A 23,741-nucleotide genomic window follows, 5' to 3' on the forward strand; every position below is an offset into this window, starting at 1 on the left:
TCTCAACTTAAGAACGTTCAATCTTTAATTCACGTTCGCGCAAAATCGTCTTGCCACGAGCAATTCCTTTGCGGATTTCACGGATTCGCATCGGGTTATCAAGTTGTCCCGTTGCCAATTGGAAACGCAAATTAAACAGTTCGGTTTTGTAATCGTCAATCTGCTTAACGACTTCATCATCTGTCAGATCACGGAAATCCTTAGTTTTCATTTGCGTCACCTCCTAGTAAATCTGCACGGGAAGCGATCTTACATTTGATCGGGAGTTTATGCATTGCTAAACGAAGAGCTTCGCGAGCCACGTCCTCAGCAACACCGTCGAGTTCAAACATGACACGACCTGGTTTAACAACGGCTACCCAATATTCCGGGGAACCTTTACCACTACCCATACGAGTTTCAGCAGGTTTAGCCGTAATTGGCTTATCCGGGAAAATCTTTATCCATACTTGACCGCCCCGTTTAATATATCGAGTCATAGCAATACGTGCAGCTTCAATCTGACGATTGGTAATCCAGCCGCTTTCCAGGGCTACAAGACCGTATTGACCAAAGGTAATCGTGGTACCGCGAGTTGCTTTACCAGACAGCCGACCACGATGCTGTTTTCTATGTTTCACTCTGGTTGGGACTAACATTTAGTTTCCTCCTTCCACCTGAGCGACGACCTTCTTCGCTGGAAGAACCTCACCTTTATAAATCCAAACTTTGATACCAATTTTACCGTACGTTGTATTAGCTTCGGCAAACCCGTAGTCAATATCAGCACGCAAGGTGTGAAGGGGCACTTTACCTTCATGATACCATTCTGTTCGGGCAATTTCGGCTCCAGCCAGACGACCGCTGCATTGAATTTTAATTCCCAATGAACCTTGGCGCATGGTCCTGCCAACCGTTTGTTTCATGGCACGACGGAAGGATACACGCTTTTCCAGTTGTTGGGCTATATTTTCGGCAACTAATTGCGCATCCAACTCAGGCTTTTTAACTTCGACAATGTTAACAGCAACTTGCTTGCCAGTCATGGCTTCGAGCTGCTTCCGCAAATTTTCAACTTCTGCACCACCGCGACCGATAACAATCCCCGGTTTAGCAGCATAGACTGATATCTTGATACGGCTTGCCGCACGTTCAATCTCAACTTTGGGACAACCAGCTTGTTTAAGCTTGTTTTTTACGAATTCACGAATTTTTAAATCTTCGTGAAGAAGTTCTACATAGTTTTTATCTGCATACCATCGGCTTTCCCAATCACGGATTATCCCGATGCGGAGGCCTTTGGGATTAACCTTTTGACCCACAGTTTTAGTCCTCCTTCTTCTCGCCGACAACCACGGTAATGTGACTGGTCCGTTTCCGGATTTGATCAGCACGTCCCATAGCTCTTGGCTTAATGCGTTTTAAAGTTGGTCCTTCATCCACACAAATTTGAGTGATGATAAGTTCATCCGTATCCATGTCATAATTATGCTCTGCATTTGCAACTGCTGATTTGAGCACCTTTGTAACATCAGCACTTGATCCCTTAGCAGTAAATTGTAGAATGGCGAACGCATCACTAACCTTTTTGCCGCGGATCAAATTTACAACTTGGCGCACCTTACGAGGAGAGATACGTACGTATTTTGCCACTGCTTTTGCTTGCATGTGTCTTTAGCCTCCTCTCGAATTATCGTAGACCGCTGGACTTTTCACTGCCAGCATGGCCCTTATAGGTGCGAGTCGGCGCGAACTCGCCAAGTTTATGCCCTACCATATCTTCGGTAATATAGATAGGGACATGTTTCCGTCCATCATGAACTGCAATAGTAAAACCAATCATTTGCGGGAAAATTGTTGAGCGTCTGGACCATGTCTTGACAACGCGCTTGTCACCGGATTCGTTCATCGCGTCAACACGTGCGAGGAGACGAGCTTCGACGAAAGGTCCTTTTTTTACAGATCTGCTCATTCATGGGCCTCCTTTCGACTACTTACTGCGCCGTTTCACAATAAAGCGATTCGACAAATTCTTTTTCTTCCGAGTCTTTGCACCAAGAGCTGGTTTTCCCCAAGGTGTAACAGGGTTACGACCGATCGAGTTACGACCTTCTCCACCGCCGTGAGGGTGATCACAAGGGTTCATAACAGAACCACGGACCGTCGGGCGTATTCCCAGCCAGCGCGAGCGTCCGGCTTTACCAATGTTAATATTTTCATGGTCTAAATTTCCAACCTGGCCAATGGTAGCACGGCATTCGAGCCGAATCATACGCATTTCTCCGGAAGGGAGACGTAATGTGGCATAAGCGCCCTCTTTAGCCATTAATTGAGCCGAAACTCCAGCTGTTCGAACCATTTGGGCTCCTTTGCCGGGTTTCATCTCAATGTTATGCAATAAAGTACCAACCGGTATATTTTGCAGCGGCAGTGCATTTCCCACCTTGATATCCGCCTCCGGTCCGGATACGATCATTTGATCGATTTCCAATCCATTGGGAGCAAGGATATAGGCTTTGAACCCATCTCTGTAATTGAGCAGTGCAATATTAGCAGATCGGTTAGGATCATATTCAATACTGGCCACCCGAGCCGGAATACCATCTTTATTCCGCTTAAAATCAATTTCGCGGTACATTCTCTTATGTCCGCCGCCTTTATGGCGTACGCTTAGACGACCTTCGCTATTACGACCGGCTTTCTTGCGCAACGGCTTTAACAAGGAACGTTCCGGCTCAGTTCTAGTGATTTCTTCAAACGTCGAAACAGTCATTTGACGTCGACTGGCTGACGTTGGTTTAAATGACTTCAGTGCCATAGGTTTCTTTCCTCCTTTGCTTTAAGCTGCTTACAGGCCTGCGAAGTTTTCGATTCTATCTCCAGCTTTAAGCGTAGCAATCGCTTTTTTACGGTTCGGGGTCTTTCCGGCATACTTGCCTACCCGTTTCATTTTTCCACGAACATTGATCGTGCGAATTTCAACCACTGAAACCTTGAACATTTTTTCCACTGCGGCTTTAATTTCGATTTTGTTGGCAGCCGGATTTACCCAGAAGGAGTATTTGTTTTCCTCAACAAGACCAACGGATTTTTCAGAAATAACCGGGTTTTTGAGGACCTCACGTGCGTCGCGCATTACGCAAACACCTCCTCTGTTTTTGATACAGCAGCCTTGGTCATCACTAGAACATCATGATTGAGCAGGTCTACAACATTCATTCCGGCAACATCCATTGAGATTACGCCCTCGATGTTGCGAGCCGAACGAAATACTGCTTCGTCAGTCTCATCCGTGACAATCATGGCCTTCTTGTTAACTTGAAGAGCCTTGAGGAGCTTGACGATTTCACGAGTCTTAACCTCTGCGAGGTTAAGATCATCCAAAACAATGAGCTGTTGCTCTATAACCTTCGAAGAGAGTGCCGAATGCAAAGCCAAACGACGAACTTTCTTCGGTAATTTAAATCCATATTTCCGTGGTTTCGGCGCGAATATAACACCGCCGCCTCTCCAAACCGGGGAGCGTGAGCTACCAGAACGCGCACGGCCAGTTCCCTTTTGACGCCAAGGTTTACGTCCGCCTCCGCGTACTTCACCACGCAGCAGAGCAGATTGTGTTCCCTGCCGAAGAGAAGCTAATTGGGAAACTACAGCCGAATGAAGAACATGAACATTTGGTACTATTCCAAAGACATTATCACTAAGTTCAATTTCACCAACGGGTGCGCCTTGCATATTTACTACTTGAACTTTAGGCATTGCTTATTCCTCCTTTCTCAGTGCTACTTCGCCTTGACAGAAGGCTTCAGAATGAGCAATGATTTTTTCGCTCCCGGGACAGCCCCTTTGATCAAGATCAAATTTTTATCCAAGTCAACTCGGATGACCTCCAAGTTTTGTACAGTTACACGTTCGCCGCCCATTCGGCCTGGCAAAACACGTCCTTTAAACACTCGAGCCGGACCCTTCGCGCCAAGGGAACCCGAACGGCGATGATACTTAGATCCATGAGCCATCGGTCCACGACTGGCACTATTGCGTTTGATCATGCCTTGAAAACCTTTACCTCTTGAAGTACCAACGACATCCACTTTGTCGCCGACTGCAAAAAGGTCCACATTGACTTCTTGGCCGAGTTCATAATTGTCAATGTCATTAACTTTAAATTCACGGACATAGCGCATAGGCTTTAAACTTGCCTTCTGGAAATGTCCTTGTCGAGGCTTGTTTACCAGGCTTTCACGAAGTACGGAAAAGCCCAATTGGATAGCATTATATCCGTCTGAGGCAACCGTTTTCTTTTGAACTACCGGGCAGGGACCTGCTTCCACGACTGTGACCGGAATAACTTTGCCTTCACTGGTGAAGACTTGAGTCATCCCTATTTTTTTACCTAGAATTCCTTTTGACACGAATGCCACCTCCTAGACGCTTTGAAGTGCGCCAGAATACTCTGGTGCACGAGAGCGTCACCTTATTTATCTTACCGCGATATTTTCTACACGCTACCGGGTGTTTCTCGCGACAAGCACATCCTATTATATCATAAGTTTTTTTATTAAGCTACAAAAACTTATGATTTTAAAGCTTTATTTAAAGCTTTATTTCAATGTCTACCCCTGCAGGCAGATCCAAACGCATTAATGCATCCACAGTTTTTGATGTTGGTTCAAGGATATCGATTAGACGCTTATGGGTCCGCATCTCAAATTGTTCCCTTGAGTCCTTATTAACGTGGGGCGAACGCAAAATCGTGTAAATATTCTTCTCCGTCGGGAGCGGAATCGGGCCACTGACCTGAGCGCCGGTACGTTTTGCTGTGTCTACAATACGTTCTGCAGATTGATCTAACGTTTTGTGATCGAAAGCTTTCAAGCGAATTCTAATCTTTTGACTCATTGTTTCTTTTACCTCCTTAATTCCCGTTACACGGGTCGAGCGCAAAAATTCCCCAGACAAGCGGAGTCACCTGCCCAGCAACCTTTTACGCCATTCCAGATATCAGCGGTCAGATGTCGTAGATCTGATTGACGAGTATGACTACGGCAATCGACGTTCCTTTACCTGACCTTCACAATTAGAGAGGAAGAATCTCTTCCTCTCTAAATCTCGTGCCTTGAATGCATTAATTAGGCGTAAATCTTAGCAACGATTCCTGAACCAACGGTACGTCCGCCTTCACGGATAGCGAAGCGAAGTCCTTCTTCCATAGCGATTGGAGTGATGAGCTCAACGTCAATCGTTACACGGTCTCCAGGCATAACCATTTCAGTTCCTTCAGGAAGGTTGATGACACCGGTTACATCCGTTGTACGGAAATAGAATTGGGGACGATAGTTGTTAAAGAAAGGAGTATGACGTCCGCCTTCTTCTTTATTCAGGATGTAAACCTCGCCGGAAAATTTGGTGTGAGGCTTAATGGATCCAGTTTTAGCTAAAACTTGGCCACGTTCAATGTCTTTACGCTCAACACCACGGAGAAGTGCGCCAATGTTATCGCCGGCTTGCGCTTGGTCTAAGAGTTTGCGGAACATTTCAACACCGGTTACAACTGTCTTACGAGCAGCCGTGCTTAAGCCAACGATCTCAACTTCGTCGCCAACCTTTACTTGACCACGCTCAACACGGCCGGTAGCAACAGTACCACGACCGGTAATCGTGAAAACGTCCTCAACAGGCATTAAGAAAGGCTTATCGGTATCGCGTTCAGGAGTAGGAATGTAGGAATCAACAGCATCCATGAGATTCCAGATCTTTCCGCACCACTCGCACTCACGTTTACCGCAGCCACATTGAAGGGCTTTAAGTCCGGAACCGGGAATGATGGGGATATTGTCGCCATCAAATTCATAAGAGCTTAAAAGTTCACGGATTTCCATTTCAACAAGCTCTAAGAGTTCAGCGTCGTCAACCATATCAGCTTTGTTAAGCCAAACAACAATGCTGGGAACACCAACTTGGCGAGCCAAGAGGATGTGTTCACGAGTTTGCGGCATCGGGCCGTCAGCAGCTGATACAACGAGGATTGCGCCATCCATTTGAGCAGCACCGGTGATCATGTTCTTAACATAGTCAGCGTGCCCTGGGCAGTCAACGTGTGCATAGTGACGAGTTTCTGTCTCATACTCAACGTGAGCTGTAGAAATGGTAATACCACGTTCGCGCTCTTCCGGAGCCTTGTCAATTTGGTCAAATGCAGTAGCAATAGCACCGCCGACTTTAGAAAGAACAATTGTGATTGCAGCAGTAGTGGTAGTTTTACCATGGTCTACGTGTCCGATGGTTCCAACGTTAACGTGAGGTTTTGTACGTTCATATTTCGCTTTTCCCATGTTTTTCACTCCTTTAAATTATTTCAGGGATTTATAATTCAGTGAGGTGCCGAGGTTGTGATCATAACTTATCAGCTTAAATCGCAGCCTCGGACTTCAAACCTCGCTTACGAACCTTGACGTTTAGCAATAATTCCATCAGCGATGGTCTTTGGAACTTCTTCGTAATGGTCAAATTGCATCACGTAAACACCGCGGCCTTGAGTGGCTGAACGCAAATCAGTCGAATAGCCAAACATTTCGGCAAGAGGGACAAAACCGCGAACAACCTGGGAATTTCCGCGGGCTTCCATACCTTCAATACGTCCGCGGCGAGAGCTGATATCACCAATAACATCGCCCATATATTCCTCAGGAACCGTTACTTCAACTTTCATTACAGGTTCCAAAATTACCGGATCAGCTTTTAGGGCACCGGCTTTGAAAGCCATAGAACCGGCAATCTTAAAGGCCATTTCCGAAGAGTCAACATCGTGATAGGAACCGTCAACGACTGTAGCCCTGATATCGAGAGCAGGATATCCTGCGAGGATACCGTTTTGCATGGCTTCTTCGATACCATCACCAATCGGGTTGATGTATTCGCGAGGAATAACCCCTCCGACGATCTTGTTGACAAATTCGAAACCAGATCCTGGTTCCAGAGGTTGAAATTCAACCCAGCAGTGTCCATATTGTCCACGGCCGCCGGACTGCCTTACAAATTTACCTTCAGCTTTAACTGTTTTGCGGATGGTTTCCTTATAAGCAACCTGCGGACGTCCAACATCACATTGAACCTTAAATTCGCGCTGCAGACGGTCAACAATAATCTCCAGATGGAGCTCGCCCATTCCGGCAATAATTGTTTGCCCTGTCTCAACATCTGTACGCATTCTGAACGTCGGGTCTTCCTCAGCCAAACGCGAAAGCGCACCGCCCATTTTTTCCTGGTCGGCTTTTGTTTTCGGCTCAATAGCAACGTCAATAACCGGTTCCGGGAAGACCATTTTTTCAAGGATAATCGGTATTTTTTCGTCACAAAGAGTATCTCCTGTAGTCGTTTCTTTCAAACCGACTGCAGCGGCGATATCGCCCGAACGAACCTCAGGAATATCTTCACGGTGGTTAGCGTGCATTTGGAGAATACGTCCAATACGCTCCTTCTTGCCTTTCGTTGAGTTAAAGACATAGGAACCTGCACTCAGTACACCGGAATAAACGCGGAAGAAAGCCAGTTTCCCGACAAAGGGGTCTGCCATGATCTTAAAGGCCAAAGCAGAGAATGGTTCCTCATCGGATGCGGTTCGATGATCCTCTTCGCCTGTATCCGGATTAACCCCTTTAATGGGGGGGACATCCAAAGGAGACGGCATATAGTCTACTACTGCATCCAAAAGAGGTTGAACCCCTTTATTTTTAAAAGCGGAACCGCACAATACCGGAATAAAGGTATTGCTGATAACTCCTTTGCGTATGCCGGTTCGTATTTCTTCTTCCGTTAATTCTTCACCTTCGAGATACTTCATCATGAGCTCTTCGTCGGTCTCTGCAACTGCTTCAACAAGCTTCTCGCGGTATTTATTTGATATTTCCTGTAAATCTTCAGGAATCGCGTTATGCTCTGCGGTTGTTCCTAAGTCATCCGTGTAAATGATCGCAGACATTGTTACCAAATCCACGACACCTTTAAAGTTGTCTTCTACTCCAATAGGCACTTGAATTGGTACAGGCTTAGCACCCAATCTATCCGCGATCATAGAAACGCCACGGAAGAAGTCGGCTCCCATCCGGTCCATTTTATTAATATATGCAATACGCGGAACTTTGTATTTGTCCGCTTGACGCCAGACGGTTTCAGACTGCGGTTCGACTCCGCCGACTGAACAGAATACTGCTACAGCACCATCAAGTACCCGCAGAGAACGTTCAACTTCGACGGTGAAATCCACGTGCCCTGGTGTGTCAATGATGTTAATCCGATTATTTCTCCATTGGCAGGTAGTTGCTGCTGAAGTAATCGTGATACCGCGTTCTTGCTCCTGAACCATCCAGTCCATTGTTGCTGCGCCATCATGTACTTCACCAATTTTGTGCACGCGTCCTGTATAGAATAGAATACGTTCTGTCACCGTCGTTTTTCCAGCATCAATATGGGCCATAATCCCAATATTACGCGTATTTTCAAGCGAGTTTTGTCTTGCCACTGCGATTCCCCCTTTCTGTCAAAATCAGTGTGCCTCAAACTACCATTTGTAATGCGCAAAAGCTTTATTAGCCTCAGCCATTTTATGCATATCTTCCTTCTTTTTGACAGCACCGCCGGTATTATTAGCGGCATCGAGCAACTCGGCAGCAATTTTCTCCTGCATCGTTTTCTCGCCCCGCTTGCGAGCCATGGAGACAATCCAGCGGAGAGCGAGAGTCGATCGTCGTTCTGCACGTACTTCGATAGGAACTTGATAGTTGGCTCCACCGACACGACGGGCCTTAACTTCTAAAACGGGCATTACATTTTTCATAGCATTATTGAAGACTTCCAGCGGATCTTTGCCGGCTTTTTCTTGAATCATATCAAAAGCACTATAGCAAATAGCTTCAGCCGTCCCCTTTTTGCCATCTAACATAATCTGGTTGATAAACTTAGTAACCGTCTGATTCTTATAAATCGGATCGGGCAGAACTTCTCGTTTCGCAATATATCCCTTACGTGGCATTAGTTTCCCTCCTTTATAGCGTACTCAAGCACTCAAAGCAAAATTAGGCTTTTTTCGGACGTTTTGCCCCGTATTTCGAGCGGCCTTGTGCACGTTTTTGCACAGCCGTTGTATCAAGGGCGCCGCGAATTACGTGATAACGTACGCCTGGCAGATCCTTAACACGACCTCCACGGAGAAGAACCACGGAGTGCTCTTGAAGGTTGTGACCAATACCCGGAATATATGCAGTAACTTCGAGTTGATTTGTCAAACGAACACGGGCAACCTTACGAAGCGCAGAGTTAGGCTTTTTAGGAGTGGTAGTATAAACCCTCGTGCACACCCCTCTCTTTTGTGAGGAGCCGCCAGACGGGAATTGTTTACGTTTTAAAGAGTTATAACCCCACTGTAATGCCGGAGCTGTCGACTTTTTCTGAACTGAAGTACGACCTTTACGAATGAGTTGGTTAATTGTCGGCATGTCTTTACCTCCTTTCTGATCAAATCAATATACAAGGAATTGCTTGCTTCAGCATCCAGCAAGCAATTCCAAAACCAGCAGTGAATAAATCAGTCTTTCAAAACAGCCGCCACAGCTGTTCCTACTTCAATCCCGCAGGCCTTGCCAAGATCCTTCATTGTAGGCACCTCAAGATGTTCAACATCATGGGTACTGCACCACTCGATAATCGGGCGCAAGACTTGGGACTCCGCATCTTTAGCCACATATACGCGCCGTACAAGTCCTTTTTCCAAGGCGCGTTGAGTCTGCTTTAAGCCAACGGTTTTATTTTTAGCCTGTTTGAAGGTTTCATCAAGCAACAATATGCTTTCCTCCTTAGCACACACTATAGTAGTTTAGCATTTGCATTCAAAGGTGTCAATAATTTCAAACCAGATTTGTTTCAGAGGTTTTGATATTGCGGTAACGAGCCATCCCCGTGCCTGCAGGAATGAGCTTTCCAATGATGACGTTCTCTTTGAGTCCCAAGAGAGGATCCACCTTTCCTTTAATGGCTGCCTCAGTGAGGACTCGAGTCGTTTCTTGGAAGGAAGCCGCAGACAGGAAGGAGTCTGTCGCCAAAGAAGCCTTGGTAATTCCCAGCAGAACGGCATGTGCAACAGCCGGTTCTCCTCCGTTGGCAATCGCTGTAGCGTTTTCATCTTGGAAATCAAATATATCTATAAGGCCGCCCGGAAGCAGGCTTGTGTCCCCAGCGTCATCTATTTTCACCTTACGAAGCATTTGACGAACCATGACCTCAATATGCTTATCGTTAATGTCAACCCCCTGAAGGCGATAAACACGCTGAACTTCACCTACGAGATAAACCTGAACCCCTCTCAGGCCCTTTACCTTCAGCATATCGTGAGGGTTAATACTTCCTTCTGTCAGTTCATCCCCTGCTTCAACCATCTGCCCGTCCCGCACTCTGAGACGTGATCCATAAGGTATTGTATAGGTTACATGTTCATCGGATTCGGTAGAGATCTCCACTTCCCGGCGTCCCTTAACTTCACTGACCGCTACTTTTCCTTTGACTTCAGATATTATCGCTTGGCCTTTTGGTTTACGGGCTTCGAAAAGCTCTTCAACCCGCGGAAGACCTTGAGTAATATCGTCACCGGCTACACCTCCGGTATGGAATGTCCGCATTGTCAGCTGCGTACCCGGTTCACCGATAGACTGTGCCGCGATAATCCCTACTGCTTCGCCCATTTCAACCGGACGTCCAGTAGCTAAGTTTCGTCCATAGCATTTCTTGCAAACGCCATAACGGGAAGTACAGGCCAGAACGGAGCGAATAACCACCGAATCAAATACAGAGGCGATTTCTTTAGCTTGCTCTTCCGTCATTTCCTTATCCGGAGCAGCAAGGAGTTTTCCTGTTGTAGGATGGTATAACTCTTCCAGCACGAAACGGCCCACTAGTCGTTCTTCCAAGGACTCAATGATTTCCGGACCATCCTTGATATCTTCGACAATAATACCAGTCGTTGTTCCGCAGTCCTCTTCACGTACAATGACATCTTGAGAAACATCGACCAGACGGCGGGTCAGATACCCCGAGTCTGCCGTCCTTAGAGCTGTATCAGCCAGACCTTTCCGGGCACCGTGGGAGGAGATGAAGTATTCCAAAACCGTCAGTCCTTCACGGAAATTGGCCTTAATCGGCAATTCAATGGTACGTCCGGATGGATCCGCCATAAGGCCCCGCATTCCGGCCAGCTGCCGGAGCTGTTGAATATTACCCCGTGCTCCTGAAGTTGCCATCATATAGACAGGATTGAACTGATTTAAGCTTTCCATCAAGGCATCGGTGACTGTCTTAGTCGCTTTAGCCCAAGTATCAATAACTAAATTATAACGCTCTTCATCGGTAATTAAACCTCGGCGATACTGCAATTCTGTTTTGGCAACGGCCTGGTCGGCGTTGGAGAGAATTTCCGTTTTCGCTTCAGGAACGGTGATATCCATTAGACCAACGGTCATCCCTGCACGGGTCGAGAACTTAAATCCTTGACTTTTCAGTCCGTCCAGCAGTGCGGCGGTTGCTTCATATCCGGCAATTCTGTAGGTCTTGGCCACAATCTCACCTAGACCCTTTTTGCCGACAACTTCATTGAAGTAGCCGATCTCTTTAGGGATTACAGAATTAAAGATCAGACGACCGACTGTTGTCTCCAAAAGTCCATCATCACGGCGAACCTGAATCTTTGCTTGTAAATGAACTTCACCCGAATCATAGGCTAAAACTGCTTCATCGAAGTCTTTGAATATTTTTCCTTCACCAAAAGCCCCCGGTCGTTCCATCGTTAAGTAATAGGAGCCTAAGACCATATCCTGGGTAGGAGTTTGTACGGGCCGGCCATCCTTAGGATTTAAGATGTTATGAGAGGCCAGCATTAACAAACGTGCTTCGGACTGAGCTTCTGCAGACAATGGGACGTGAACAGCCATTTGGTCTCCGTCGAAGTCAGCATTATAGGCTGTGCAGACGAGAGGGTGGATCTGTAAGGCACGTCCTTCAACTAAGCTAGGCTCAAAAGCCTGAATTCCCAAACGGTGAAGGGTCGGAGCACGATTCAAGAGGACCGGATGATCGGTAATAACCTCCTCCAAAACGTCCCAAACTTCAGGGCGTACGCGCTCAACCATTCGTTTAGCGCTTTTAATATTATGGGCATGCCCTTCATTAACGAGCTTCTTCATAACAAAGGGTTTAAAGAGTTCTAAGGCCATTTCCTTAGGAAGGCCGCATTGGTGCAATTTAAGGTTTGGCCCGACCACAATAACAGAACGTCCCGAATAGTCTACGCGTTTTCCTAAAAGGTTTTGACGGAAACGCCCTTGTTTTCCTTTCAGCATATCGCTCAGGGACTTCAGCGGACGGTTCCCCGGTCCTGTCACTGGACGACCGCGCCGTCCATTGTCAATCAGAGCATCAACCGCTTCTTGGAGCATTCGTTTCTCATTGCGAACGATGATATCCGGAGCCCCCAAATCCAAAAGACGTTTCAGTCGATTGTTACGGTTGATCACGCGTCTGTAAAGGTCATTAAGGTCTGAAGTAGCAAATCTGCCGCCGTCCAATTGAACCATAGGACGCAGTTCAGGCGGGATTACCGGCACGACATCCATAATCATCCATTCCGGACGATTACCTGATTGCTTAAAGGCTTCAACGACTTCTAAGCGACGAATAGCGCGAATTTTTCGTTGCCCGGAAACTTCTTTCAGTTCGCCGCGCAGTTCATCATTAAGTTTATCCAAATCCATTTCTGCGAGTAGAAGTTTAATGGCTTCAGCACCCATACTTGCTTGAAAACGGTCATCATACTTCTCCCGGTATTCACGATATTCTGTTTCAGTCAAAAGCTGCTTTTTCATGAGGGAAGTATCCCCTGGATCGGTAACAATGTAGGAAACAAAATAGAGGACTTTTTCCAAAGCGCGGGGTGACATATCCAAAAGCAGACCCATGCGGCTTGGAATCCCTTTAAAATACCAAATATGAGAAACGGGAGCAGCCAGAACAATATGCCCCATCCGCTCACGGCGAACCTTCGATCGAGTTACTTCAACTCCGCAGCGATCGCAGACAATACCTTTGTAGCGGACCCGTTTATATTTTCCGCAATGACATTCCCAATCCCTTGTCGGACCAAAGATCTTTTCACAAAACAATCCTTCCCGTTCCGGCTTTAAGGTCCGATAGTTAATGGTTTCAGGCTTCTTTACTTCTCCATAGGACCAATCTCGGATCATATCCGGGGAAGCTAAGCCGATACGCATACGGTCGAAGTTATTGACGTCTAGCAATCCTTATCGCTCCTTTCCTCCGGGGGACTATTTGAGATCGTCGAAATCTATTTCCTCTTCTTCGAGGACTTCTTCATTCAGATCTTCAAGAGGGTCTTCTTCATCCACAGTTTCTTCTACATCCTCATCTTCGGTTTCTACGAGACGAGGGCCTGGAGCCGGAAGCTCCTCATGCAGATCGATACCAAGTTCTTTAGCAGTTTCCGCGATATCCTCATCCGTATCATGGATCTCAATTTCCTGATCATCTGAGGAGAGCACTCGAACATCCAATCCCAAACTCTGCATCTCTTTAATCAATACTTTAAAGGACTCAGGAATTCCCGGTTCGGGGATATTTTCTCCTTTAACAATAGCTTCGTAGGTCTTAACGCGGCCGACAACATCGTCAGATTTAACGGTCAGGATTTCTTGGAGAGTATAAGATGCTCCATAGGCTTCCAGAGCCCAAACCTCCATTTCTCCAAATCGCTGTCCGCCGAATTGCGCTTTCCCTCCCAAGGGTTGTTGCGTTACCAGGGAATACGGACCTGTCGAACGGGCATGGATCTTATCATCAACCAAATGGTGCAGCTTCAGTACATACATATAGCCTACAGTAATCTTACTGTCAAAAGGTACTCCCGTACGTCCGTCGTACAACATCGTCTTGCCGTCTTTGGGAAGCCCGGCCTTTTCCAAGGTTTCAAAAATATCCTCTTCTCGTGCACCATCAAAAACCGGAGTAGCAATGCGAATACCCAGAGCTTTGGCCGCCCAGCCTAAGTGGGTTTCCAAAACCTGACCGATATTCATCCGCGAAGGAACACCCAGAGGATTCAATACAACCTCGATCGGCGTGCCATCCGGCATGAAGGGCATATCCTCCTGACGCATAATCCGGGAAATAACCCCTTTGTTTCCATGCCGGCCTGCCACCTTGTCCCCAACAGAGATTTTACGTTTCTGAGCAATATAGACACGTACCAGCTGGTTAACGCCCGGTGACAATTCGTCTCCGTTTTCGCGGGTAAAGACCTTGACATCAACAATTTTTCCGGCCTCACCATGAGGAACCCGTAAAGAAGTATCCCGAACCTCGCGGGCCTTTTCGCCGAAAATAGCACGCAGCAAGCGTTCTTCAGCTGTCAGTTCCGTTTCTCCCTTGGGAGTAACTTTACCGACTAAAATGTCTCCAGGACGAACTTCCGCACCAATGCGAATGATTCCACGTTCATCGAGATCCTTCAGAACATCTTCTCCGACGTTAGGAATATCCCGAGTAATTTCTTCAGGCCCCAGCTTCGTATCCCGTGCATCGGATTCATATTCTTCAATATGAATTGACGTATAATAATCTTCTCGGACAAGCTTTTCATTAATCAGAATAGCGTCCTCATAGTTATACCCTTCCCAAGTCATGAAGGCCACTAAGACATTTCGTCCCAGAGCAAGTTCACCATAGTCGGTGGAGGGTCCGTCAGCAACGATCTGACTCGCCTCAACTTTCTCGCCCTTCTTGACGATCGGCCTCTGGTTAATACATGTTCCTTGGTTCGAGCGCAGGTACTTAAGCAGTTTATGCCGTTCCGTAGTGCCATCGTCATGAAGGACTACGATCTCATCCGCTGTTGCCCGTTCGACAACCCCAGCTTGTTTGGTGATCGCACAAACCCCTGAGTCTTTAGCAGTCTTATATTCCATCCCTGTTCCCACATAAGGAGAGTCTGTGCGCAAGAGGGGAACAGCTTGACGCTGCATGTTTGAGCCCATTAGAGCACGGTTAGCATCATCATGCTCTAAAAATGGAATCAAAGCGGTAGCAATTGAAACCATTTGCTTCGGAGATACATCCATGTAGTCCACTTGGCTCGGTGAAACATGCACGAAATCCGGACCGTGCCGCCCGTCAATTTTATCTAAGAGGAAATTGCCACTTTCATCAAGAGGCGCATTGGCCTGAGCGACAACGTACTTTTCTTCCTCATCTGCCGTTAAATAGTGAATCTCATCGAGAACTCTGCCGTTTTCTTTATCTACCTTACGATATGGAGCCTCTATAAAACCGTAAGGATTAATGCGGGCAAAGGTACTTAAGGAACCGATTAAGCCAATATTCGGACCTTCAGGGGTTTCTACAGGACACATCCGCCCATAATGGGAGTGATGAACGTCACGAACTTCAAAGCCAGCCCGTTCACGGCTTAAGCCACCCGGTCCCAAAGCACTTAAACGCCTTTTATGAGTTAACTCAGCTAAGGGATTCGTTTGATCCATGAACTGTGACAATTGGCTGCTGCCGAAGAATTCCTTAATCGCCGCCACAACAGGACGGATATTTATTAAAACTTGTGGAGTTATGACTTCGACGTCCTGAATAGTCATTCGTTCACGGACAACACGCTCCATTCGCGATAAACCAATACGAAATTGATTTTGGAGCAGTTCTCCTACCGAACGCAAGCGGCGATTTCCTAAGTGGTCGATGTCATCCTTAAATCCATCGCCTTCCATCAGGTCTAACATTCGTTGTATACTCGCCACGATATCCCCACGGGTCAGATGACGAACCTCCATGGGAATGTCTTGACCCAGCTTCTTATTAAGCTTGTAACGGCCAACCTTTGCCAGGTCGTAACGCTTAGCATCAAAAAATAATGCTTCTAACAGCGAGCGGGCACTGTCGACAGTTGGAGGTTCTCCTGGCCGTAATCGTTTATAGATTTCAACGAGAGCTTCTTCGGTAGATTCCGAATTGTCTCTTTCCAGGGTAGCACGAATATATTCGTTATCATTGAACAACTCCAGAATTTGTCCATTGCTGGAATATCCCAAAGCACGGATGAGTACCGTGCCCGGAAGCTTACGTGTACGGTCAACCCTTACAAAAATATTATCATTAATATCCGATTCAAATTCCAACCACGCTCCACGGTTTGGAATCACCGTAGCCCCATAAAGTTTCTTACCACTCGGATCAATTTGTTCCGCATAGTAAACACCGGGTGAACGAACAAGCTGACTGACAATAACACGCTCAGCACCATTAATAATAAAGGTGCCTTTGTCTGTCATTAGCGGGAAATCGCCCATGAAGACTTCTTGTTCCTTAACTTCCCCGGTTTCTTTGTTAATAAGGCGTACTTTTACCCGCAGAGGAGCCGCAAACGTTACATCTCGCTCTTTACACTCCTCAACCTGGTACTTGGGTTCTCCTAAGCTGTAATCGATAAATTCCAAAACGAGATTGCCAGTAAAGTCTTGAATCGGGGAAATATCGCGAAACATATCGCGCAATCCTTCATCAAGAAACCATCGATAGGAGTTCTGCTGGATTTCAATTAGATTTGGCATGTCAAGGACTTCCCGGATTCTGGAATAACTCCAGCGCTCCCGTACCCCGACCTTAACAGGATAGAACATTAACGCTTCACCCCTCAGTGCGCATTTCTCTCATTGAGGTATAATATATTGACATAGACAGCCAAAAGCAAGGCCTTTAAATAAAACCTCGCTTAACTATCTATGGTATTCCGCATCATTGTGACAATTCCAAACTACTATCTCCTTATTATCCAATGCTTTCTAGTAATTGCCATAGCATGGAAGAATCAAGCAAATACCGTCATCTATGTATAGTAACAGTTATAAATTATACCAAATCCATCATACACTGTCAAGAAAATCTTCAGAGTTAGAGGAATAAATAATGAAGATATGACACTAATAATGGCGTTGGCGGTGAAGATTGCCGCCTTGCGGCGTGGACTTGATAGGATAAAAAATGGATTTTTGCCGGATAAAATTATTCTGCTTGTAATTAAAGAAGGCGCTCTCTTCTTAGAGAGCGCCTTCCTATATTCTCTAAACTATTTAACTTCAACAGTTGCGCCAGCTTCAGTTAATTTAGTTTTTACAGCTTCAGCCTCATCTTTAGCAACCTTTTCTTTAATAGGTTTCGGAGCATTATCTACGAGATCTTTAGCTTCTTTTAAGCCTAAACCAGTTACTTCGCGAACAACTTTAATAACATTGATTTTAGATGCACCGCAGTTGGTAAGGATAACATCAAACTCAGTTTTTTCTTCAGCAGCTTCACCTGCAGGTGCAGCAGCTCCGCCAGCAGCTGCGACAGCTACAGGAGCTGCAGCACTGACACCGAATTCGGTTTCAAAAGCTTTAACGAGTTCAGAGAGTTCGAGGACAGTTAAACCTTTAACTGCTTCGAGAATTTCATTAACTTTAGACATTTTTTATTTCCTCCTTAAACTATGAAACATTTTATGTTTCTGACATCAAAATTATTGAGCTTCTTTAAGCTTACGCACTTCTTCGAGAGCGTAACCCATTTTGCGAATAGGCCCTTGCAGAACATTGGCCATACCTGCCAAAGGCGCTTGCATACCGCGCAGAACCATGGCCAGCAATACTTCCCGTGACGGCAGATCGGCAAGATTTTTAACGCCGTCAGGTCCGATTACTTTGCCTTCTAAAACTCCAGCCTTAATGGCAAAGCTCTTAAGCTTATTTGCTTTGGCAAAATCCAATAAGATTTTAGCAGGAGCAACAGGATCTTTGCTGAAAGCAAGCGCTGTTGGTCCTTCTAAATAGGACTCAAGTCCTTCGACTCCCACTTCTTGAGCTGCTCGTCGTACAAGAGTGTTTTTTAACACCTTATACTCCACGCCAGCCTGACGAAGCTGCGCCCGTAATTGAGTCACTTGAGCTACTGTTAGTCCGCGGTAATCAGCTAAAACAACCCCTGAAGATTGTTGAAACTTCTCTTTAATCTCTGAGACAACCTGGCTTTTTTCCTCGATATTAGGCATTCTGTGTACCTCCTTCCTATAGGGCAACTCAGCAAAAAACCTCCGCAGCTGCAGAGGTTAAGAATGCCAAGTATATCTATCGGCACGTTTTCCAACCTCGGCAGGAAATTAAGCTCAACGGCACCTGCTATCTACAGCGGATATTTAATTCCTGATAAGTGTACCCTCATTGTAGAATACTGTCAAGAGAACTTTAGAGAGCCTTCAGCGGATTGATTCTTACGCCGGGACCCATAGTCGAACTAACCGTTATGCTGCGGATATATTGACCTTTAGCAGCAGCAGGTTTTGCTTTAGCGATGGTTTCCCCTAACGTACGATAGTTCTCTAACAGCTGTTCTGCACTGAAAGATGCTTTGCCAATGGGAGCATGGATAATTCCAGCCTTTTCGGCACGATATTCAATCTTACCAGCTTTGATTTCCTTGATGGCACGAGTTACATCCGGGGTAACGGTTCCAGTCTTAGGGTTTGGCATTAAGCCTTTAGGCCCGAGTACACGGCCCAATCTACCGACCATTCCCATCATATCCGGAGTAGCTACTACGACATCAAATCCGAACCAGCCTTGATCAATCTTAGCGATCATGTCTTCAGCACCCACAAAATCTGCGCCTGCTGCTTCTGCTTCTTTCGCTTTGTCTCCTTTGGCGAAGACCAAAACAGAACGAGTTTTTCCGGTTCCATTAGGGAGCACAAGAGCACCGCGAATTTGTTGGTCTGCATGACGAGTGTCAATTCCTAATTTAAAAGCAACTTCGATCGTCTCATCGAATTTTGCTTTGGCATTAGCCTTCACGAGCGTTAATGCTTCAAGTGGTTCGAAATATCCTGTGCGATCAAAGGTCTTTACGGCCTCTTGATATCTTTTTCCAACCTTAGCCATTCTTTTACCTCCTTGTGGTTATGCGGGTAAAACCCTCCCACAATTCATTTTAGCCTTCAACAACATCGATACCCATGCTTCGGGCTGTACCTTCAACCATCCGCATTGCTGCCTCTATACTTGCTGCATTCAGATCTTTCATCTTCATGTCCGCAATTTCGCGAACTTTAGATTTAGGGATCGTGGCAACCTTCTTGCGATTGGGTTCAGATGAACCGGAATTAATATTGGTCATCTTTTTAAGTAAGACAGACGCAGGCGGAGTTTTGGTAATAAAGGTAAAGGAGCGATCTTCATAGACCGTGATTTCCACCGGAATAATAAGCCCAGCTTGATCCTTTGTGCGCTCATTGTACTCTTTACAGAAGGCCATAATATTGACCCCATGTTGACCAAGAGCCGGACCAACCGGAGGTGCCGGTGTAGCTTTACCTGCAGTGATTGCTAATTTGACCAAACCAATTACTTTCTTTGCCATAGTTTAACACCTCCTTGATAGAATAATCCCTATTTTAGTCGAGTTTTTGAACCTGTCCGAAATCTAATTCCACAGGCGTCTCTCTTCCAAACATCGATACTTCCACACGCAACTTGCCCTTATCGGGGAATATTTCTCGAACCACTCCGACAAAGTCTTTAAATGGCCCAGCTATAACCTGAACCGTTTGATTAACCTCAAAATCAATTTTAGCACGCAGATCATCCATTCCCATTTGCTGGAGAATCTGGACAACCTCTTGTTCAAGGAGCGGAATCGGTTTAGTCCCTGTGCCCACAAAGCCCGTTACTCCCGGCGTGTTGCGAACAACATACCATGAGTCATCGGTCATTTCCATTTCAACAAGAACATATCCGGGATAAACCTTACGCTTCGTTACTTTTTCCTTCCCATTTTTGAACTCAACCTCGTCTTCCATGGGAACAAGAACGCGAAAGATCTTCTCCTCCATATTCATGGATTCTACGCGTTTTTCGAGATTCATTTTAACTTTATTTTCATAACCCGAGTACGTATGAATAACAAACCAGTCTTTAGCCATTTCTCAGGGACCTCCTCAGACACTGCCGCAGAAACTCGCAGTTTAGGGCACTAGCTTGGTTAAGGCAATACTTAAACCGCCGTCCACAGCCCACATGAGAACAGAAACAATCCCCACCGCAACAAATACTACACCCGTGTAGGCAAGCAATTGTTTACGACTTGGCCAGTGAACTTTTTTTAATTCACTCAGAACTCCGCGAAAGTAGTCTTTCGTCTTATCCGCTTGCTTCTGAGTATTAGCTGGTTTTTTCAACGCGCCCATCACTTCACATCCTTAAACGACATCGGTGTCCTCGACATTGTGACAACGCTTCCTGGCGTACAGTTTAAAACGTCACAAAAAAAAATTACTTGGTTTCTTTATGGAGAGTATGGCTTTTGCAGAACTTACAATACTTTTGGACTTCTAAACGATCAGGATTATTCTTCTTGTTCTTCATCGTAGCATAGTTACGGTGCTTGCAATCCGTACACGCTAAAATAATGCCCACACGCACTCACGAACACCTCCCAGACAACAGTAGGACGCTGCATTTATTCCATTACTCAAGTACTGTATCACAAGATGATTACCCTGTCAAGAAAATACGGGATGAAGCAACTTGGCCAGCGTTCTTAGTGAATAAAACAAAAAGACAGCAGCGCTGCCTTTTAACTTCAAAATAAATGGAGCCAACGATGGGACTCGAACCCGCAACCTGCTGATTACAAATCAGCTGCTCTACCAATTGAGCTACGTTGGCATTTTGTTTAGTACCTCTCTTGTCGAAGGGGACTCATATAATCTAGCACTTTTTATAAAAAAATGCAAGCATTTTTCTTTCCAGGAATTTATGTAAAATTACCCATCCCGACGTTCAAGATAGCGTTCAAGTTTCCTCTTCACTCTCTGCAACGCGTTATCGATTGATTTCACATGTCTTTTCAAGTCAACAGCAATTTCCTGGTAGGACTTCCCTTCCAAGTAGGACATCAGTACCTTCCATTCTAAGGAACTGAGAATCTCACCCATCTTTTCCTCAATGTCATCGAATTCCTCTCGGCTGATGATCAGTTCCTCCGGATCCGTAATACGAGTTCCTGAGATAACATCAAGCAATGTCCGATCAGAATCTTCGTCATATATTGGCTTATTGAGTGAGACATACGAGTTAAGGGGAATGTGTTTCTGCCTTGTAGCTGTTTTAATAGCAGTAATAATCTGGCGGGTTATACATAACTCCGCAAATGCCCTGAACGATGAGAGCTTATCGCCGCGAAAGTCTCTTATGGCCTTATAGAGTCCAATCATTCCTTCTTGAATAATATCTTCGCGATCCGCACCTATGAGAAAATAGGAACGAGCCTTTGCCCTAACGAAGTTCTTATATTTGTTGATTAGATACTCTAGTGCTGTAGCGTCGCCTTCCTTGGCAAGCTCAACCATCTCTTCATCTACGATAATGTCGATGATTTCGCACTCTGGTAGTTCTGGTTGGGCTTGAAAAGTCAAGTTGATCCCCCCTACAATGTCGTCATGAAGAAGACGCAATCTCGCCTAGCCCTTGTCCATGGGAACATTCTCATTATACCCGACCCCTAAGAAAAGCGTCAAGGCGAAGTTTTGGTTGTTCTGTCGCATGGGCGTCATTTGAGTCCTGATATTCAATGTCCGAAGTTCAATATTGAGTGAAAGCGACTCTTTTAGAAGTATCATAACCAGTGACGTCCAATCTTTCAAGTCTAATTTTTATCCAATCGTACTTTCTTCGATGGGGGGCTCCGGCCCCCCACTGAAGTTTCGATGTTCAGCTTTAGCTGAACAATTTCACATTCCTACAACTTCTCTAGTTTATGGCTTTATAGATCTTTGCCTCAAGACCTCATAGAGCATGACTGATCCTGCGACACTGGCGTTAAGTGAAGTTACCTTGCCTTTCATAGGCAAACTGACAATTTCGTCGCAATTCTCCCTTAAGAGACGGCTAATCCCCTTGCCTTCACTGCCAATAACGATAACTCGCGGGCCTGTGAGATCTGCTGTAAATACATGACCTCCTCCGGCTTCCGCTCCGGACACCCAGCAGCCTTTCTTTTTCAAATCCTTAATGGTTTGGACTAAATTACTCACACGAGCAACCAGAACATGCTCAACCGCTCCGGCCGATGTTTTAGCAACAGTTCCGGTCAAAGAAACACTGCGGCGTTTCGGAATAATAACCCCATGGGCCCCGACAGCATCAACGGTTCTCAGCAAGGCACCCAAATTATGCGGATCTTCAATTTCGTCCAGCATCAGAATAAAGGGGTCTTCCTGCCGTTCTTCAGCCAGTGCCAGAATGTCCTCCACTTCAGCGTATTCCCTGGCAGCAACATAAGCCAAAATACCTTGATGGCTTTCCTTCTGCACTAAGCGGTCAAGAACCTGTCGTTTAACAAACTGATAGGGAATGTTCCGTTCCTGCAGCAGAGAAAGGATTTCATGATTCCTCTCGCTGGTATTCTCCGAAACCATAAGTACTTTATTGACAGGTTTACCGCTCCTCAGCAGTTCAATAACCGGATTTTTGCCATAAACGATTTCATCGTTCAACTTGTTCACGTCTTCTTTCCTTTAAGGGTTTTTAATCTTCCACAGCTATAGGCGCCCTGATGACATACTCCCTGAGTAACACAGGTCGGTCCCGCTTCGCTGAAAAGGTTTGGAGCTGGGACCCGTACCAGGTCCAGCATCTTATCTGCCAGAGCGCGAATTTCCCATTGAGCCCTCATGCAGGTTCGATGTTCAAAGAAATTTAATAAGGAGCGAGCGTTAAAGGTAGCCATTAAAGAGGTGGTACAGGCGTTGGGCAGGACAAAACGAGCATCTTCTGCAGGCACCATAGCCTGAAGGGCTTGATATTCTTCTTGAAGGTTTGCCATAACCTTTGCAAAACGCTCCATAGCCTCAGGGCTGCGCTGAATGCTGGGGGGAACGACATATTCAAAGCCATTCTCTTTGACATAACGCTGAGAGCGCTGAGAGTAGCTGGCGATTCTATGACGCACTAATTGATGGGACAAGACCCGCGAGACACCATCGATTGAAAACTGGAAGCTCACATGTTCAAAGGGCGATAAATGTCCCATATCACGCAGTTTACGCACAAAGCGCGCCACCGTCTCATCCTCTAAGCGATCCAAAAGTTCAGGCACAGGATCTGCCGAATAACACAACCGAGCAGCAGCGGCCACCACCTTTTCCGGATCTGGCGTGTATTGAATTAGATCCACTCTCATCTCGACGGCCTTCTTTCCTCTTCATCATTCTTCTAAACCGATTTCGCCGGGCCCTTTGCCAATAATTCCATCAACTTGACTAAAGGCCCACTGCATACGCTGAGCTTGTCCGCTTAATTGCCAATATCCAACTAAACTTTCAAAGGCCGTAGCATAACGATAGGTTACAACGTCAACATTTTTCGGGTACCCGCCTTTAGCATTTCTACCACGTAAAACAACCTTCCGCTCAACATCATCAAGTTCCGGAAAAAGGACTTGTAAAATCTGCGCTTGAGCCCCCGCCCGAACATAACTAATTGCTTGTTTGTGAAGTTCCTTAACTTTTTCATTCCCTAACTCCAGCAAATGAGTTCGTACCCATAATTCGTAGACAGCATCTCCCAAATACGCCAGGGTTAAAGGATTCATCTCTTGCCAACTGCGCATACGGT

The 23,741-nt window shown here is 46.0% G+C and carries 28 protein-coding genes, 1 tRNA gene and 1 other annotated feature; all 29 genes read right to left on the reverse strand.

Annotated features, from left to right (window positions below):
* Window positions 1-7 precede the first annotated feature (7 nt).
* The gene (gene rpmC / locus B5Y67_RS19925; protein WP_088228149.1) at window positions 8-211 is read right to left on the reverse strand and encodes a 50S ribosomal protein L29; all 204 of its coding nucleotides are present in this window, start codon (window positions 209-211) and stop codon (window positions 8-10) included.
* Window positions 201-638 (reverse strand): 50S ribosomal protein L16, encoded by a 438-nt coding sequence (gene rplP / locus B5Y67_RS19930; protein WP_088228150.1) that lies wholly within the window; start codon window positions 636-638, stop codon window positions 201-203. The genes rpmC and rplP overlap by 11 nt, the downstream gene beginning before the upstream one ends.
* Window positions 639-1,301 carry a 30S ribosomal protein S3 gene (gene rpsC, locus B5Y67_RS19935; protein WP_088228151.1) on the reverse strand — a complete coding sequence of 221 codons (663 nt, stop codon included), beginning with the start codon at window positions 1,299-1,301 and terminating at the stop codon, window positions 639-641.
* Between the two features lie 4 nt (window positions 1,302-1,305).
* On the reverse strand, window positions 1,306-1,647 hold the full coding sequence (gene rplV, locus B5Y67_RS19940) for a 50S ribosomal protein L22 (protein WP_047808632.1): 342 nt from the start codon (window positions 1,645-1,647) through the stop codon (window positions 1,306-1,308).
* A 22-nt stretch (window positions 1,648-1,669) separates the two neighbouring features.
* The gene (gene rpsS, locus B5Y67_RS19945) at window positions 1,670-1,951 is read right to left on the reverse strand and encodes a 30S ribosomal protein S19 (protein WP_047808631.1); all 282 of its coding nucleotides are present in this window, start codon (window positions 1,949-1,951) and stop codon (window positions 1,670-1,672) included.
* An 18-nt stretch (window positions 1,952-1,969) separates the two neighbouring features.
* Window positions 1,970-2,797, reverse strand: a complete 828-nt coding sequence (gene rplB / locus B5Y67_RS19950) for a 50S ribosomal protein L2 (RefSeq protein WP_088228152.1) — start codon at window positions 2,795-2,797, stop codon at window positions 1,970-1,972.
* A 30-nt stretch (window positions 2,798-2,827) separates the two neighbouring features.
* Window positions 2,828-3,115 carry a 50S ribosomal protein L23 gene (locus B5Y67_RS19955; protein WP_088228153.1) on the reverse strand — a complete coding sequence of 96 codons (288 nt, stop codon included), beginning with the start codon at window positions 3,113-3,115 and terminating at the stop codon, window positions 2,828-2,830.
* Window positions 3,115-3,738 carry a 50S ribosomal protein L4 gene (gene rplD / locus B5Y67_RS19960; RefSeq protein WP_088228154.1) on the reverse strand — a complete coding sequence of 208 codons (624 nt, stop codon included), beginning with the start codon at window positions 3,736-3,738 and terminating at the stop codon, window positions 3,115-3,117. Before rplD ends, B5Y67_RS19955 begins: the two co-directional genes overlap by 1 nt.
* 23 nt (window positions 3,739-3,761) lie before the next feature.
* The gene (gene rplC / locus B5Y67_RS19965; protein ID WP_088228155.1) at window positions 3,762-4,391 is read right to left on the reverse strand and encodes a 50S ribosomal protein L3; all 630 of its coding nucleotides are present in this window, start codon (window positions 4,389-4,391) and stop codon (window positions 3,762-3,764) included.
* Window positions 4,392-4,572: 181 nt separating this feature from the next.
* The gene (gene rpsJ, locus B5Y67_RS19970) at window positions 4,573-4,878 is read right to left on the reverse strand and encodes a 30S ribosomal protein S10 (protein WP_088187398.1); all 306 of its coding nucleotides are present in this window, start codon (window positions 4,876-4,878) and stop codon (window positions 4,573-4,575) included.
* A 230-nt stretch (window positions 4,879-5,108) separates the two neighbouring features.
* Window positions 5,109-6,311, reverse strand: coding sequence for an elongation factor Tu (tuf, locus tag B5Y67_RS19975; protein ID WP_088228156.1), 1,203 nt, complete (start codon window positions 6,309-6,311; stop codon window positions 5,109-5,111).
* Window positions 6,312-6,418: 107 nt separating this feature from the next.
* A complete protein-coding gene (gene fusA / locus B5Y67_RS19980) occupies window positions 6,419-8,497 on the reverse strand; it encodes an elongation factor G (RefSeq protein WP_088228157.1) in 2,079 nt (692 codons plus the stop codon).
* 39 nt (window positions 8,498-8,536) lie between these two features.
* The gene (gene rpsG / locus B5Y67_RS19985; protein WP_088228158.1) at window positions 8,537-9,007 is read right to left on the reverse strand and encodes a 30S ribosomal protein S7; all 471 of its coding nucleotides are present in this window, start codon (window positions 9,005-9,007) and stop codon (window positions 8,537-8,539) included.
* A gap of 43 nt (window positions 9,008-9,050) precedes the next feature.
* Window positions 9,051-9,470, reverse strand: coding sequence for a 30S ribosomal protein S12 (gene rpsL / locus B5Y67_RS19990; protein ID WP_088228159.1), 420 nt, complete (start codon window positions 9,468-9,470; stop codon window positions 9,051-9,053).
* 89 nt (window positions 9,471-9,559) lie between these two features.
* Window positions 9,560-9,811 (reverse strand): ribosomal L7Ae/L30e/S12e/Gadd45 family protein, encoded by a 252-nt coding sequence (locus B5Y67_RS19995; RefSeq protein ID WP_088228420.1) that lies wholly within the window; start codon window positions 9,809-9,811, stop codon window positions 9,560-9,562.
* A 67-nt stretch (window positions 9,812-9,878) separates the two neighbouring features.
* A complete protein-coding gene (gene rpoC, locus B5Y67_RS20000) occupies window positions 9,879-13,313 on the reverse strand; it encodes a DNA-directed RNA polymerase subunit beta' (protein ID WP_088228160.1) in 3,435 nt (1,144 codons plus the stop codon).
* A gap of 27 nt (window positions 13,314-13,340) precedes the next feature.
* Window positions 13,341-16,715 carry a DNA-directed RNA polymerase subunit beta gene (rpoB, locus tag B5Y67_RS20005; protein ID WP_088228161.1) on the reverse strand — a complete coding sequence of 1,125 codons (3,375 nt, stop codon included), beginning with the start codon at window positions 16,713-16,715 and terminating at the stop codon, window positions 13,341-13,343.
* A 446-nt stretch (window positions 16,716-17,161) separates the two neighbouring features.
* Window positions 17,162-17,542 (reverse strand): 50S ribosomal protein L7/L12, encoded by a 381-nt coding sequence (gene rplL, locus B5Y67_RS20010; RefSeq protein ID WP_088228162.1) that lies wholly within the window; start codon window positions 17,540-17,542, stop codon window positions 17,162-17,164.
* Between the two features lie 51 nt (window positions 17,543-17,593).
* Entirely contained in the window at window positions 17,594-18,121 is a 528-nt protein-coding gene (gene rplJ / locus B5Y67_RS20015) for a 50S ribosomal protein L10 (protein WP_088187394.1), read from the reverse strand.
* 24 nt (window positions 18,122-18,145) lie between these two features.
* Window positions 18,146-18,276 (reverse strand) — a sequence feature (ribosomal protein L10 leader region).
* Between the two features lie 38 nt (window positions 18,277-18,314).
* A complete protein-coding gene (rplA, locus tag B5Y67_RS20020) occupies window positions 18,315-19,007 on the reverse strand; it encodes a 50S ribosomal protein L1 (protein ID WP_088228163.1) in 693 nt (230 codons plus the stop codon).
* 49 nt (window positions 19,008-19,056) lie between these two features.
* Window positions 19,057-19,485 (reverse strand): 50S ribosomal protein L11, encoded by a 429-nt coding sequence (rplK, locus tag B5Y67_RS20025; RefSeq protein ID WP_088228164.1) that lies wholly within the window; start codon window positions 19,483-19,485, stop codon window positions 19,057-19,059.
* Between the two features lie 34 nt (window positions 19,486-19,519).
* Entirely contained in the window at window positions 19,520-20,047 is a 528-nt protein-coding gene (nusG, locus tag B5Y67_RS20030; protein WP_088228165.1) for a transcription termination/antitermination protein NusG, read from the reverse strand.
* Between the two features lie 42 nt (window positions 20,048-20,089).
* Window positions 20,090-20,311, reverse strand: a complete 222-nt coding sequence (gene secE, locus B5Y67_RS20035) for a preprotein translocase subunit SecE (RefSeq protein ID WP_047808614.1) — start codon at window positions 20,309-20,311, stop codon at window positions 20,090-20,092.
* A gap of 85 nt (window positions 20,312-20,396) precedes the next feature.
* The gene (rpmG, locus tag B5Y67_RS20040) at window positions 20,397-20,546 is read right to left on the reverse strand and encodes a 50S ribosomal protein L33 (protein ID WP_014825554.1); all 150 of its coding nucleotides are present in this window, start codon (window positions 20,544-20,546) and stop codon (window positions 20,397-20,399) included.
* Window positions 20,547-20,716: 170 nt separating this feature from the next.
* A tRNA-Thr gene (locus tag B5Y67_RS20045) sits at window positions 20,717-20,792 on the reverse strand.
* 98 nt (window positions 20,793-20,890) lie between these two features.
* The gene (gene sigH / locus B5Y67_RS20050) at window positions 20,891-21,541 is read right to left on the reverse strand and encodes an RNA polymerase sporulation sigma factor SigH (RefSeq protein ID WP_047808613.1); all 651 of its coding nucleotides are present in this window, start codon (window positions 21,539-21,541) and stop codon (window positions 20,891-20,893) included.
* Between the two features lie 339 nt (window positions 21,542-21,880).
* Window positions 21,881-22,630 carry a 23S rRNA (guanosine(2251)-2'-O)-methyltransferase RlmB gene (rlmB, locus tag B5Y67_RS20055; protein ID WP_242976052.1) on the reverse strand — a complete coding sequence of 250 codons (750 nt, stop codon included), beginning with the start codon at window positions 22,628-22,630 and terminating at the stop codon, window positions 21,881-21,883.
* Window positions 22,627-23,307, reverse strand: coding sequence for an FAD-dependent thymidylate synthase (gene thyX / locus B5Y67_RS20060; RefSeq protein ID WP_088228166.1), 681 nt, complete (start codon window positions 23,305-23,307; stop codon window positions 22,627-22,629). The genes rlmB and thyX overlap by 4 nt, the downstream gene beginning before the upstream one ends.
* A gap of 24 nt (window positions 23,308-23,331) precedes the next feature.
* Window positions 23,332-23,736, reverse strand: coding sequence for a ribonuclease III domain-containing protein (locus B5Y67_RS20065; RefSeq protein ID WP_088228422.1), 405 nt, complete (start codon window positions 23,734-23,736; stop codon window positions 23,332-23,334).
* Window positions 23,737-23,741 lie beyond the last annotated feature (5 nt).

The sequence above is a fragment of the Desulfosporosinus sp. FKB genome (assembly GCF_002196705.1).
In the GTDB taxonomy this organism is placed as follows: Bacteria; Bacillota; Desulfitobacteriia; order Desulfitobacteriales; family Desulfitobacteriaceae; genus Desulfosporosinus.